Source organism: Terribacillus jepli, assembly GCF_047228925.1.
Classification (GTDB): domain Bacteria; phylum Bacillota; class Bacilli; order Bacillales; family Amphibacillaceae; genus Terribacillus.
On record NZ_JBFEGH010000002.1, the window covers coordinates 174694 to 188862 of the forward strand.

Sequence of the window (14169 nt, forward strand, 5' to 3'; positions counted from 1 at the left end):
CATACACCATGAAAACTAAAGCATTAGTTTTTCAGTGGCCTCCTCATTTGGAAGGCGTTTTTAATGCTAATTCTTTCTCCAATTCCCGCTGCTTCAATTCCCGACGCAGGATTTTTCCACTGATTTGTGTTTTCGGCAGCTCAGCCATTACTTCTATTTCCCTCGGTGCAGCATGAGCGGCCAGATTTTTACGAACGAATAATCGCAACGATTCTAGCAGCTCTGGCGTTTCCTTGTAGCCATCGCGCAATGTGATGAAGGCTTTGACGATTTCCCCGCGAACAGGATCCGGCTTGCCGATGACACCGGCTTCTGCAACAGCAGGGTGCTCAATCAGTTTACTTTCCACTTCGAATGGTCCGATACGCTCCCCGGAGGAATTGATCATATCGTCATTGCGGCCTTGGAAGAAGACATAACCATCTTCATCCTTCAGTGCCAGATCCCCGGAGATATACCAGCCTGGATAAACGAAGTAACTATCATACTTGTCTCTATCGCCCCAGATATCCTGCATCAGACCAGGCCAAGGAGTCTTGACGGCCAGCTGACCAATCGTATTGGCTGGCAGCTCGTTCCCATCTTCGTCCAGGATGCCGACTTGGATACCCGGGAATGCACGCCCCATTGAACCAGGTTTAATAGGTTCCGATGGCAGGTTGACGATGATATGTCCGCCTGTTTCCGTCATCCACCACGTATCGTGGATTCGCAGCTGCAAGTTATCCCAAGCCCATGTAATGACATCAGGGTTGAGCGGCTCTCCGACACTGAGGATATGGCGCAAGCTGGACAGATCATACTCTTTATACAGATCACCTTTCGCCTTCAGCAAACGGAAAGCTGTCGGTGCGCTGTAAAGCGTCGTCACTTTGAGATCTTCAATGATTTTGTACCAAGATTCTGCCTTGAAGCGTCCGCCTTGGATGACGATTGTTGCCCTATTCAGCCATGGTGCGAACAAACCATAAACACTTCCTGTGACCCAGCCTGGATGGGAGGTGCACCAATATACATCATCATCTTGGACATCCAGCACCCATTTGCCTGACACAGCATGATGGATCAACGAACGATGGACATGGAAGACGCCCTTGGGCTTCCCGGTCGAGCCGCTTGTGTAATGGATGAGCAGGCCGTCTTCTTTGTCGACCCATTCCACGTCTCCTGAAGTGGACGAATCTGGCTGCGCTGCATTTATATCTTCTATTAATAGGATCTTCTGCAAGGAAGGGATATCCTTTGCCGGTACCCGCTTGATCAAATCCTGATCTGTGATAAGCAAGGTGCCACCGCAATCATTGATACGATCCCGTACCGCATCTTCCATGAACGCTTCGAACAGCGGACCCGCAATGGCACCAACCCGGATCGTAGCCAAGATGGCAACATAGCATTCGGGATTCTTCGGAAGAAAGATGAAGACGCGGTCTCCTTTGGTTACACCATGTGAGCGAAGAACTTTTGCATAGTGTTCGATTTTTTGCTGCAGTTCCCCAAATGTCAGACTGGATTCCAGCACCCCATCTTTCACATAATGCAGTGCAGTCTTTGCGCCATGACCTTCTGCCACATGACGATCGACAGCTTCATAGGAAGCATTGCATTTACCGTCTTTTCTGTCGAGCAGTTCCTCTTCAAGCGCTTTCCAGTCGTGACTATTCACTGCCTCCTGATAGCTTGGCAGATTATGCTTTCTGTCCGATTTTGGTGACAAGGCTGTAGTCATAAGTCTGTTCCTTCCCTTCCAGTAAATCTAGTATGTCTTCTTTCCATTTGCCAAGAGCTGCGCTACCGCGGGAGCGCGGTCTTGTTAATGCTATTTTCAAATCCTTTGCCAATGTGGATGGCCTTCCTTGCAAAAGTAAGACACGATCGCTTAAATACAAGGCTTCATCGATATCATGCGTTACAAGGATGATCGTCGTGCCGAATTCCTCCCAAATCTTCAAAAGGAGTTCCTGCAGCTGCATCTTTGTAAATGCATCCAATGCACTGAATGGTTCATCGAGCAGCAGGATATCAGGTTCCGTGACAAGTGCACGGGCGATGGCAGCCCGCTGCGCCATCCCTCCGGAAAGCTCACGAGGATATAGTTTTTCCGCCTCCTTCAGGCCGACCAGATCCAAATAACGGCGAGCTTTTCCTTCATTGGCTTTCCGATCGCCCTTCAAGCCGAAAGTGGCATTGGCTAACACCGTTTTCCATGGCAAGAGCCGCGGCTCCTGAAAGATAAACCCAACACGCTGGTCGGAGGCTATGGTGATATTTCCTTCATAATCCGGATCAAGACCAGCCAGTGCCCGCAGTACTGTACTTTTGCCGCAGCCGCTTGTACCGAGCAGGCTGACGATTTCCCCCTTCCCGACCGAGAAATTCACTTGCTGCAAGACTTGCTTTTCCCCGAAGCGCCTCCCCAGCTGATCCACTTGTAATGTCATGCTGATTCCTCCCTCGTCATTTCGCTAATGCTGTATCCTGCCAATGAAGCGATCGTTTTTGGATGATTTTCAACACCCAATCCGTCAATTTACCAAGCAGGGCAAACAAGAAGATGCTGGCGATGATCACATCGGGAGCGTATGTGTTCTGCCCTAAAATAAGCAGATAACCGAGCCCTTGACTGGCACCCATGATTTCCGCCGCCACAACGAACATCCAGCCCAGACCAAGACCGCTCCGCAAACCGGTCAGGAATGAAGGCAATGATGCTGGAAGGATGATCCTTCTTACAAGCGCTACACCGTCCAGTCCATACATCCTGCCTACTTCAATCAGTTTACGATCCACGCCGCGGATACCATCGACGATATTCAAGTAAACCGGGAAGAATACGCCGACTGCGATCAATGTTACTTTCGATGTTTCACCGATTCCCATCCAGAGGATGAATAAAGGCACCCATGCCAGCGATGGGATCGAACGGAATGCTTGGATCAGCGGATCGAAAAATCGCTCTGCAAGTTCGGAATAGCCCACAAGTGTCCCCAATAGGATAGCTGCGGCCGTCCCGATGATGAAACCGATGAATAGTCGGTAAACCGTAAGCAATACGTGATCCTGCAAGGTACCGTCCTGCAAATACGTAATGATCGTTGACAGAATGGCACTAGGCGCAGGGAGCTGATAGGCAGGAATGACTCCTGCCCTGCTCAAGATCTCCCATGCTGCCAGCAATATGATCGGCAGCAAAGAACCGAGCAGTACAGGATGTGTCCGCAGTTTCTTCCACATAAAGCATCATTCCTCTCCAAGTTCTTCTGCAAATTTCGGTTCGATATAACCATCAACCGTCTCCGCTACATCTTTGTTGCCTTTCCATAAATTCGCTTTCTCCAGAACAGCGCCTGACTGGTTCAGAATCTCCCGCTGGGTATCGCCTGGTACAGATTCTGAAAAATCATTGCGTTCCAGCTGTTTTGCTGCTACTTCCTGGCTGATATTTGCCTCTTTGGCAACGATTTCTGCTGTCTCTTCCGGATTTTCTTCGATCCATGCTCTTGCTTTGTCATAAAGTTTCAAGACTTCCTGCACTGCTTCAGGATGGTTTTCAGCGAATTCTTCCCGAACATTCAGGAAATTATATGTGTTGAAATCCTCGTTCCGATAGAATAATTGCGTGTCATTTTCCAACTCCAGCTTTGCCATGTGGGGATCAAGACCTGCCCATGCATCCACATCACCGGAAAGCAGGGCGCTCGCTCCATCGGCATGCTGCAAGTTGACGATTTCGACATCTTGTTCATCCAGACTAGCTTCCTGCAGGGTACGCTGGAGGAAGATATATGGATCAGTACCGACAGTAGCGGCTACTTTCTTTCCTTTCAGATCCGCAGGGTCTTTGATGTCGCTATCCTTTGTCGTAACAAGCGCCGTCCATTCAGGCTTCGATGCCAAGTACACACCTTTGATCGGGTTGCCATTCGCCTTGGCAAGCAAGGCAGCGCTTCCTGCTGTGGAACCAAAGTCCACGCTGTTACTATTGAGGAATTCGAGGGCCTTGTTACTTCCTTGGCTGAGTGTCCAAGTGACTTCAATGTCTTGATCCTTGAACGCTTCTTCTGCCCACCCTTTATTTTTTATCACCAAACTGGCCGGAGAATAGTAGGCGTAATCCAAGCGAATCTGTTTCAAATCGCCCGAAGCACTGCTTGAGTTCCCGCAAGCTGCCAGAAAAACGATGACGAAAACACTGAGTAAAGCCAGTAAACTTCTTTTATCTATGAGGGGAATCTTATTCATCAACTGCTACTCCTTTATCATCCAGTTCACATGCATAGGTGCTGATCGTTCCGCGCAGTCGCTGTGCTTCTTTATAGGTGCAGCGGTTATGGACAACCTCCAATCCCGCTTCACGCGCAATTGCAGCTGCTTCTTCAGAAACGACACCTTCCTGCAGCCAGAATATTTCCGGACGAATCTCTGCTGCTTCCTTGGCCAGCTCTACTGCCGCTTCCGGACTGCGGAAAATCTGAGCGATATCGATTTTCCCTGGTACGCTTCTCAGGTCCGGATAAGCTTTTTCTCCTAGAACAGTTGTTTCAGCAGGGTTTACTGGTATGATCTTGTATCCGAGCCGTTGCATCTTCCGGGCCAATCGGTTGCTTGGACGCTGCTCTTTACTGCTCAGTCCCACTACTGCAATTGTCTTTTGACGGCCTTCAGCATCCGTTGCACTGCCAAGCACTTCCCGGATGACAGCTTCATCATTGATGACGATTTTTCGGGATTCGGAACGGATTCCAGTAGCCTTCTCCAATGCACGATCCAAGTCGTGGATGAGATCATCGACTGATTCGATTCCAACAGACAACCGGACCAATTCCTCTTTTACTCCGGTAGCAGCCAATCCTTCGGCATCCAATTGAAGATGTGTAGTGGATGCAGGATGGATGATCAATGATTTGGCATCACCGACATTGGCAACATGCGACCAAAGCGCAACGTTATTGATCAAAGCGGCACCAGCTTCCCTTCCGCCTTTGATACCAAAGTTGACAATGGAACCAGCACCGAATGGAAGCACCCTTTTTCCGATTTCATGGGAAGGATGGCTGCTGAGTCCCGGATAAGCAACCCAATCGACTGCTGGATGCTTTTCAAGATAATTTGCCAATTTTTCTGCATTTTGTACGTGGCGTTCCACGCGCAAATGCAATGTCTCCAAACCTTGGATGAGCTGCCATGCATTGAATGGGCTAAGTGCAGCACCCAGATCGCGTAGTAATTGAACACGCAGTTTCGTGCTGAAAGCAAGTGTACCGAAATCGAATGCATAGCGGATACCGTTGTAGCTTGGATCAGGTTCAGTAAAAGTCGGAAATTTCGGTGAATTCCAATCGAATCGACCCCCGTCAACAATCAATCCTCCTATGGAAGTACCGTGACCGCCGATCCACTTTGTCGCACTATGGACGACAATATCCGCACCAAGTGTTATTGGCTTGCTTAAAATTGGTGTAGCGAACGTACTGTCGACAATGAGCGGAATTCCTGCATCATGCGCCACCTCTGCCACCGCTTCCACATCGAGCACATGCAGACTCGGATTTCCGATGATTTCCGCGAAAACAGCTTTGGTTTTATCTGTGATTGCCGCACGGAATGCTTCCGGATCAGTTGGATCGACGAATTTAACAGTGATTCCGTACCGCGGCAGCGTTGTCTGAAAGAGGTTATACGTTCCGCCATACAAGTTGGCTGCTGCTACGATTTCATCGCCAGCGCTTGCCAAGTTCAGGATACTGTAGCTGATAGCTGCCATTCCGGATGCAACGCCGACTGCTGCGACACCATCTTCCAGCAATGCAATCCGTTTTTCCAAAACATCCACGGTAGGGTTGCCGATTCGGGAATAGATATTTCCTGGCTCATCAAGTGCGAATAGACGCTCTGCATGATCTGTATCATGGAATAAGTAAGAAGTCGTCTGGTAAAGTGGCACCGCTCTTGAACCTGTAGTCGGATCTGGTGCTTGCCCGCCATGCAATGCTAATGTTTCTGCTTTGTATACTTGATTTGTCATTTTGTCATTCCTCCAGTTTATATAATGAAAAAAGCAGCTTCCGGTAAGAAGCTGCTGCATATGCACAAAACTCCTTATCTCCCAAACTTTCTGTTTGCTGGATGTAGCACCTTAAAAGCCATTGCCGCTTACAGGTTGCCGGGTTTCATCGGGCCAGTCCCTCCACCTCTCTTGATAAGTCAATATGAAATTTTCATTGGCTGCTCGAGTACATCGCGGATGTGGTGTCCCCACTTCTCAAACTCCAGCAGAAAACCATCATGTCCATAGATTGTATCCACATCCACATGCCGGGCACTTGGCACTGCCGCTGCAAAACCCTTTATCTCTTCCGGCGGGAACAGCAGATCTCTCGAAAATCCGAATGTCAGCACAATTGCCTTTATTTTTTGGGCAGCTGCCTGCCACCCGCCTCTTTCCCTGCCGATATCGTGACTGTTCATCGCTTGTAATAAGGTCATATAGCAATTGGCATCAAAGCGATTAACGAGTTTTTCCCCTTGATAATTCAAGTACGACTCCACCTCATAAGCTGCATCATCTCTTCCGGAGGCAGCTCGGCGGAAACGTTCATTATATTGATGATCGGAACGGTAAGTAAGCATCCCTACCATCCGCGCCAGGCCGAGACCAGCTGCAGGTAATCTGTCTGCAGTATAGTATCCATCGTTCCAGTTTGGATCGGACGTAATGGCTGTCTTAGCCAAATGATTATACGCAATCGCATAATCACTCACAAAGGGGGTCGCTGCGAGCGGAATCAGCACATCCATAAAATCAGGATACATAACACCCCATTCCATAACTTGCATTCCTCCCAATGATCCGCCGATCACCGCCTTTAAATGAGAGATTCCTAGTTTCTCCAATGCCAGACGTTGAACCGAAACCATGTCCCGGATCGTTATTTCCGGAAAAGCTGCTGCATACGTGTCTCCTGAAACTGGATTCACCGACACTGCACTCGTTGTCCCATTGCATCCACCCAGTACATTGAATGTCATGACTTGGTATCGGCCGGTGTCGATGTAACCGTCCTGCTGCAGCAACCCATTCCACCATCCAGGTGCTGTATCAGTTCCGATTGCAAACTGATCTCCTGTCAATGCATGACAGACAAGCACCGTTTCTCGTGAGGCGGGTCCGCTTCTTTCATAGGTCACCTCGACATTTGATAAGATATCACCTGATTCAAGCTCGACATCCCCGATGAGAAGTTTGCCGGTTTGGTATGACAGTTGTAAATCCATGTTCCGTACGCTTCCTCCCCTCAATAAAAAAGGCCACCCTGAGAGGACAGGGTGGCAATATGTACCGACTTGTCTCTCTCATCTCTAAAGTGCTTTACGCACTTTCAGGAATTAGCACCTTAAAAGCATTGCTGCTTGCAGGTTGCCGGGCATCATCGGGCCAGTCCCTCCGCCTCTCTTGATAAGAGCTTGCTATTGATTTGTTAACAGGATTGTAGCATGGGTTCCATATATGAGTCAACGATAAATTCTGAAATTTCTATCAAGATATTTTATCCTTAGAAATTTGGACGCCCCGCATCAGCTAATGCCAATGCGGGGCTAAAATGTAACTTTTCTATTGTGAGTAGAGGATACCTAATACATCCTCCTGCCGCGGTACTTGTTCCACATGGTAGTTTTCACTTATACGATGCAATCCCTACCTCTATTGCATCCTCACGGCTCCTAGGCCGTTCCAGTCTGAATAAGTACTTCTAATTAAAACTATAGCAGAATGCCAATGACCTTCGATAAAGTTACTCAAACATCGAGGACGTTAACTATCTTATCACCCTTTACAGTTATTGTCAAACTTCCGATGTAGCACTTCTCCGCAGCTATTTAACTATTCCCGCTATAAAATGGTGCAAACCACCCCAAAATTCCCATCTTTCTAAAACTCAGTCCCATTTTAGTAACGCTTTATAACAAATAAATTGAAAACACTTACACTTTTTGGTCAGAAATATTCACGTAAGATAACCTGACAACTTTGTTACATTTTTTTGTCTGGCACTTATAATGAAAAAAGATTTAAATTTTCAAACAATAAAGAAAACACACAGGGGGTAGAGAAAATGGATATGACTAATACGGTATTCATGTTTGTCGCAACCGTCTTGGTATGGTTGATGACACCAGCACTCGCACTCTTCTACGGCGGGTTGGTAAGAAGTAAAAATGTGCTGAGCACAGCAATGCACAGTTTCACAACTATGGCGATTGTGTCGATCATCTGGATCATCGTCGGCTTTTCGCTTGCGTTCTCACCAGGTAATGGAATTATTGGCGGATTGGATTTCTTCGGACTGAATAATGTCGGGTTCGAACCGAATGAAGGACACACCATTCCATTCAATTTATTCATGATGTTCCAAATGACATTCGCAATCCTGACAACTGCCATCGTGTCTGGTGCTTATGCAGAACGTATTCGTTTTCCTGCATTCATTCTATTTACAGTTCTTTGGGTCCTCATCGTCTATTCCCCGCTTGCACACTGGGTTTGGGGCGGCGGCTGGATTGCGGAAATGGGCGCACTTGATTTTGCAGGAGGAAACGTTGTCCACATTTCCTCCGGTCTTGCCGGATTGGTCGTTGCGATTGTCATCGGCAAACGTAAAAATGCCGGCACCACTGCACCTCATAACTTGATTTTCACCTTGATCGGCGGCGCGCTGCTTTGGTTCGGCTGGTTTGGATTCAATGTCGGCAGTGAACTTGCTTTCGATGATGTCGCAATGTATGCCTTTATCAACACGAATACCGCTGCTGCTGCTGGTGTACTTGGCTGGATGATCATCGAATGGATGATCAACAAAAAACCCACACTGCTGGGAGCTGTATCCGGTGCGATTGCCGGCCTTGTCGCCATCACTCCTGCTGCTGGTTTCGTCTCCCCGCTTGCCAGCATTCCGATCGGCTTGATTGGCGGCATCGTCTGCTTCTGGGGCGTCGGCTGGCTAAAGCAGAGGCTAGGGTATGATGATGCACTCGATGCCTTTGGCTTACACGCAGTAGGCGGAACATGGGGCGGTATCGCAACTGGCTTGTTCGCAAGCGACTCCATAAACGCAATTGTCGAGCACAACGGTCTTTTCTACGGCGGTGGTATTGATCTATTATGGAGACAGGTAGTAGCCATCATTGCGACATTCGCCTTTGTCGGCATTGTGACATTCATCTTGATTACAATCGTTAACCTCATCTTCAAGGCACGTGCTACCGATGAAGAAGAAGCAAAAGGTCTGGATCTGACGATGCACGGCGAACGTGCCTATCAGGATTAATTTAAGGAGGAACGGTATATGAGTGACATGTTCAAGGTTGAGATTATTACAAGGAGCTCAGCGGATCTTGAAGCTTTCAAAATGAAAATGGCTGAAATCGGGGTATCCGGCATGACCTTCTCCCATGTGCAAGGCTGCGGCCTGGAAGAAGGCTATACAGAGTTATACCGAGGCGTAAAGAAAGTGCAGAATGTGTTCGATCGGCTGAAGGTGGAAATCGTTGTCAGCTCTGTTCCCGTCGATGACGTCACCAAAGCTGCGGCCAGCATACTTCATACTGGCAAAGCAGGTGATGGAAAGATTTTCGTCTATCCGATCCAGCAAACGATTGATATCAATACAGGAAAACAAGGCCCAGCTGCCTTGTGACAGAAGCGCCACTTTATGGTGGTGCTTTTTCTATGTAAAAAGCCAGCCTGTAACAGGCTGGCTAGGAGAAGAACGTGAGCAGACAAGTAACACTGAGATATTTGTTCGCATAGGATGTTGCAAAAGGCTGTAGAGCAATCCCGCCTTTGGCTGGAAGCACTGGCGGGAGGGCTCCTGCGCTTTTTTATTCTAGATGATAGATCTTGGCTGTGCCTGGATCATTATGATAGGAATTGCGATCATCATCCACAAGCTTTTTCAGTCTCTTCAGAGCATTCTCGAATTCATGTTCCGACAACTTGTTCGTCGCGCGCAGCGAGCAGAGCATCGCATATGCAATCGGCATTGTATTCACTTCCATGATGATATCCACATCGGCGTTACCACTATGGGCAACGCTGGATTTTGTGCTGTAACCAGTGCTTTTAAATGGATTTTCATATTTTCTCAGATTACTCATTGTTCTTCTCCTTTCTTGAATTATCTACCGTATTTTTTGCGTTTGCCGTGACCATTATGGCCGCTGTTTGCATCATCTTCGCTATCTAGCTCACTGTCTACCTTTGATTTAGCGTTGACGTAAGAGTTACCGCTTTTGTAAACTTCCGCGTAGTTGTAGTTGAAGTTGTAGTTTTTGGATTTGCTTTCACTATCACTTTCACTTTCAGACTTCACATGGTTTTCCCATTCAAAACTCTCGTCATTACCGCGATGTTTATCGTAGCTCATATACTGATTACCTCCTTCATATTTGTTCTTTTTGTCGTGTCTTTCCCCCATCTGCACTACCTCCTTCGTTTTTGTATTTGTCTTACAGTTATAAGCTATGCTCTGAATCGGATTGTGTATGGTCAAAGTGTCCGGGGGCAAACATGGAATTTGATGATATAGTGAAAGGAGGAGGTGTTCAGGATGCAATTCGATTTTCAATCCTGCGCTGATGGCGTGTTGGTGCGGCCGCTGCGCAAAGGGGATTATTCCAAATGGTTCAGCGGCTTCAGCAGACGCAAGCTGTCACAGCATACCCACGATCCAGGACTGCTTGATATGACCGCATGTACAGACTCTTGGTTTTCCGATTTAGTGGACAAGCATCAGCGGCTGGCTGCCGAAGATAAAGCATATGTTTTCGCTGTCTTCAAGGAAGCGGATGGTTCCCATCTTGGCATGATTGATTTTTCCACCTTGGCGCGAGATGACTTTCAATGGGGAAGGATCGGCTATACGATTCATAATCAGTACTGGGGCAATGGCTACGGCAAGGCTGCTGTACATATGGCATTGGATATCGGAGCATCCAAGCTCCATTATCAGCGAATCGAAGCACATATCAACTTGGACAACCCGCAATCAATCGCCCTTGCTAAAAGCGTCGGTATGCGTTTCGAATGCATCCGCAAAGGCTTCATTCTTGAAAACGGTCAGTGGACAGATCACCTTGTCTTCGTTCATACGGCACAAAAATGACGGGCTTCTGCCGAAGCCCGCCGAAACTTTATTTATTTTCCTCTTCATATTCCCTTGTCAGGTTCCTTGCTCCTTCCGGCATTTCATCATGCCGCTCATAGGTGCCGCCATCCAATTCTTCATACACAGCTTGCTGCTCTTCTCCATTTGTATCATAACGGATTTCAACATAACCGCCATCTGCATATACATGGAAATTTGCATTCTTTCGTTTCAGCTTTACATCTCCTTGATCAGAAAGATGCTGATTCTCCAAGTCGATTACCTGTTCGATTTCCGAATCGTACTGGGATCCTAATGGCTGCAAAGCCAGGAATAGTAGTATCAATATTATTGGGATGATGATCAGCAGCTTTTTCTTCATATGGTTTGACCTCCAACAGCGTTTTACTATTCCTTAGCCTGATCGGGGCTTTTTTAAACTATTTGTCCGGCGGAGGTTTTCTTGAGAAGAGTGTATTATACAGTCCAGTGCTGGCCAGCCCGGCTATTCCACCTGCCCAAAGCCGGGCAGCAAGCTCAAAATCGGTAAACGGGTAAGCAGCTGCTCCCAGGAGTGCACCGACAACGACACTAAGGATGGCATGATAAGGCACAAATCGAGGAAAGCTCCGTTTCAGCAGTTCCATCACCGCCGTCACTATCGGAGCGAGGATCGTCGCAAATACAAGCACTTGATACATTGTTTCATTTTGAATCGGATCCAAGAGTCACACCTCCTTCTTATACTGCATATTATGCGGACAAGAAGGGAAGTGCATTTGATATTGACCCACCAGAAAAAGACGTACAAGCTGTACCTGTACGTCAGACTGTTCACATCATCGATTTTGGCGGCATTGTATCATGATACAGGAACGGGGCCGGTTTGAGCTTAGGCGCTCCTCCGAACGGTTCCGGCTCAGCCACATAATTGAATTGACCTCTGCCATCCATACTCGGTCCGCTTGCCCAACGTCCTTTTGAGCTGGCATCCCCGCGCGAGAAGTTAAATAATGTATATGCTACTTCTCCTTTTTCAAGTTTCCTCGGGAATGTTGTCGGTACCACGATGTCCCCTTCCCTTTCCTCCAATTCCTTGATGGCAGCGACCCACTGATTCTGATGCATGGTATCCCGCGCTATCAAGAAGGAGAGCATATCACGTACACCCGGATCATCTGTCATTCCATACAAGCGGGTCACTTGCAGGCGCCCTTGGGATTCAGCATTCAAGTTGGCCCGGAAGTCAGCAAGAAGATTTCCGCTGGAGATGATGTATTTGGCATTCCAAGGATAACCTGCCGCGTCCGCTGCCATAGCTCCAAGACCTGCTACGATTCCATGCTGGGGATTCGTCCCACCCAAGATGGCATTCAATGCCGGATCAGTTTCATATGCATTTTTTTGATCTTCAAAAGGTGCATCATCCAACAGTCTCGCTATCATGGTTGCAAGCATTTCAATATGTGCCATTTCCTCTGTTCCTGTATCCAATAGCAAATCCCGATATTTATCATCAGCTCTCGTGTTCCAACCTTGAGTAAGATACTGCATCGCTACTGTGATTTCACCGTACTGTCCGCCCAACACTTCCTGCAGCTGTCTGGCAAATACGGGATCCGGCTTAGATGGCTTGGCATGATATTGTAATTCTTTGATGTGATAAAACATGTTCCATCCATCCTTTCGATTTTATCCAACGCAGAATTATATGAACATCGAAGGGAAAGTATGCCTAAGCTATCTGCAAGGGCGGTATTCAATTTCCCAATACTGACTCCTGCTGCTTTTTACCTTTCCATTTAAAAGTTATCACCAGACCAAAAAGCAAAATTACTGCAGAGAACAAATACGGATAATGAATATCGATATCGAAAAGTATTCCTCCCAGCGCCGGACCGATTATATTGCCCAAGCTTGTATAAGTCGAATTCATGCCAGCTACAAATCCTTGCTCCTTACCTGCAGTTCTGGAGAGGAATGTTGTCAAGGCCGGACGCAATAAATCAAATGCCAGGAAAATGAAGCAGGTTACGGCTAACACTGCGATAAAGCTGGAAATCAATGTCGATAAGATCGCTAAAATACCGCCTATTATCAAACATGATTGTATCAGCATCTTCTCACCCATCAGATCGACCATTTTTCCAAATAACAGTACCTGTACAATGACACCGAAAATCGAACTGATCGTTATAATCATCGCTATATCCTTTGGTGTAAAGCCGAACTTGTGATCGGAAAATAAACTGAACACCGTTTCATAGGCTGATAATCCGAAAGCGAGGACAAATACAATGAAAAACGCAATGAAGTAAATGGGATGCAATGATTTTTTCAAGTCACCGACAAAACTGGTCCCTTTTTTACTTTCTGCGATTTCAGCAAGCTGATCCTTGGACAGAGGTTCTTTCAGTATGAAAATAGATAGGAAGCAGGCTAAAAAGGCAATGATCGCCGCAACATAAAAAGGCATGCGAATACCATATTCGGCGATATAACCACCAAGACCTGGCCCGATGATAAAACCTGTGCTGATTGCAGCGGAAATGTATCCCATTGCTTTCGGCCTTTCTTTATTCGTAGTGATATCGGCTACATATGCTGTGACACCAGGCATGATGAAAGAAGCACTGATGCCGCCCAGTATCCTTGAGAGATAAAGCAGCCAAACTTGCGTCGATAAACCGAAAAGCAGCTCAGAAACAGCGAAAAGAAACAAACCTGCTGTAATGAGCTTCTTTCTTCCGTAACGATCCACCCATCGGCCGGCGAACGGAGACATGATTAATTGCGCACCAGCAAAGGCAGCAACGAGGTAACCCATTGTCTTGCCTGATAAGTGCATAATATCCATGAAGGACGGCATAACCGGAATGATTAGACCCATCCCTAAAAAGGCGATGAACAAATTACTTAATAAAATTATCAATACCGACTTTTGTTCTTTTATTGGCTTCTTCAAAAATCATTTCTCCTTCTGCTGGGGAACTACAGCTAGAGCATATTAGACATGTATGCTTTT

General features: G+C 47.2%; 15 protein-coding genes and 2 riboswitches. Of the genes, 3 read left to right on the plus strand and 12 right to left on the minus strand.

Going from position 1 to position 14169, the window contains the following annotated elements; genetic code table 11:
* Positions 1-43: 43 nt before the first annotated feature.
* From acsA to metX, 6 genes are all read right to left on the minus strand, one after another.
* Positions 44-1729 (minus strand): acetate--CoA ligase, encoded by a 1686-nt coding sequence (acsA, locus tag AB1K91_RS03255; protein ID WP_413088083.1) that lies wholly within the window; start codon positions 1727-1729, stop codon positions 44-46.
* Entirely contained in the window at positions 1689-2441 is a 753-nt protein-coding gene (locus tag AB1K91_RS03260) for an ABC transporter ATP-binding protein (protein ID WP_413088084.1), read from the minus strand. Before AB1K91_RS03260 ends, acsA begins: the two co-directional genes overlap by 41 nt.
* Positions 2442-2457: 16 nt before the next feature.
* Positions 2458-3234, minus strand: coding sequence for an ABC transporter permease (locus AB1K91_RS03265; RefSeq protein WP_413088085.1), 777 nt, complete (start codon positions 3232-3234; stop codon positions 2458-2460).
* 6 nt (positions 3235-3240) lie between these two features.
* Positions 3241-4242 carry an aliphatic sulfonate ABC transporter substrate-binding protein gene (locus AB1K91_RS03270; RefSeq protein ID WP_413088086.1) on the minus strand — a complete coding sequence of 334 codons (1002 nt, stop codon included), beginning with the start codon at positions 4240-4242 and terminating at the stop codon, positions 3241-3243.
* Complete coding sequence (locus AB1K91_RS03275; protein ID WP_413088087.1) at positions 4235-6025, minus strand: PLP-dependent aspartate aminotransferase family protein; 1791 nt, start codon at positions 6023-6025, stop codon at positions 4235-4237. Before AB1K91_RS03275 ends, AB1K91_RS03270 begins: the two co-directional genes overlap by 8 nt.
* Positions 6026-6096: 71 nt before the next feature.
* Positions 6097-6206, minus strand: a riboswitch (SAM riboswitch).
* Positions 6205-7275 carry a homoserine O-acetyltransferase MetX gene (metX, locus tag AB1K91_RS03280; RefSeq protein ID WP_413088089.1) on the minus strand — a complete coding sequence of 357 codons (1071 nt, stop codon included), beginning with the start codon at positions 7273-7275 and terminating at the stop codon, positions 6205-6207. It overlaps the preceding riboswitch by 2 nt.
* Before the next feature lie 75 nt (positions 7276-7350).
* Positions 7351-7463: riboswitch (SAM riboswitch) on the minus strand.
* Positions 7464-8114: 651 nt separating this feature from the next.
* On the opposite strand from metX, the gene AB1K91_RS03285 reads away from it, so the two are divergent.
* The gene (locus AB1K91_RS03285; protein ID WP_413088091.1) at positions 8115-9326 is read left to right on the plus strand and encodes an ammonium transporter; all 1212 of its coding nucleotides are present in this window, start codon (positions 8115-8117) and stop codon (positions 9324-9326) included.
* 18 nt (positions 9327-9344) lie between these two features.
* On the plus strand, positions 9345-9695 hold the full coding sequence (locus tag AB1K91_RS03290; RefSeq protein WP_093725641.1) for a P-II family nitrogen regulator: 351 nt from the start codon (positions 9345-9347) through the stop codon (positions 9693-9695).
* A 184-nt stretch (positions 9696-9879) separates the two neighbouring features.
* Here AB1K91_RS03290 and AB1K91_RS03295 read toward each other — a convergent pair whose 3' ends face one another.
* Complete coding sequence (locus AB1K91_RS03295; protein WP_413088092.1) at positions 9880-10155, minus strand: hypothetical protein; 276 nt, start codon at positions 10153-10155, stop codon at positions 9880-9882.
* A gap of 20 nt (positions 10156-10175) precedes the next feature.
* Positions 10176-10475 (minus strand): hypothetical protein, encoded by a 300-nt coding sequence (locus tag AB1K91_RS03300; RefSeq protein ID WP_413088093.1) that lies wholly within the window; start codon positions 10473-10475, stop codon positions 10176-10178.
* Between the two features lie 132 nt (positions 10476-10607).
* Between AB1K91_RS03300 and AB1K91_RS03305 the strand changes: the two genes are divergently transcribed.
* Entirely contained in the window at positions 10608-11162 is a 555-nt protein-coding gene (locus AB1K91_RS03305) for a GNAT family N-acetyltransferase (RefSeq protein ID WP_413088095.1), read from the plus strand.
* Positions 11163-11190: 28 nt separating this feature from the next.
* On the opposite strand, the gene AB1K91_RS03310 is transcribed toward AB1K91_RS03305, so the two are convergent.
* The 4 genes from AB1K91_RS03310 to AB1K91_RS03325 form a co-directional block, all read right to left on the minus strand.
* Complete coding sequence (locus AB1K91_RS03310) at positions 11191-11526, minus strand: cystatin-like fold lipoprotein (protein ID WP_413088096.1); 336 nt, start codon at positions 11524-11526, stop codon at positions 11191-11193.
* Positions 11527-11584: 58 nt separating this feature from the next.
* The gene (locus tag AB1K91_RS03315) at positions 11585-11869 is read right to left on the minus strand and encodes a holin (RefSeq protein WP_413088098.1); all 285 of its coding nucleotides are present in this window, start codon (positions 11867-11869) and stop codon (positions 11585-11587) included.
* 109 nt (positions 11870-11978) lie between these two features.
* Positions 11979-12815 (minus strand): manganese catalase, encoded by an 837-nt coding sequence (locus tag AB1K91_RS03320; protein ID WP_413088099.1) that lies wholly within the window; start codon positions 12813-12815, stop codon positions 11979-11981.
* An 88-nt stretch (positions 12816-12903) separates the two neighbouring features.
* Complete coding sequence (locus AB1K91_RS03325; RefSeq protein WP_413088101.1) at positions 12904-14109, minus strand: MFS transporter; 1206 nt, start codon at positions 14107-14109, stop codon at positions 12904-12906.
* Between the last annotated feature and the right edge of the window lie 60 nt (positions 14110-14169).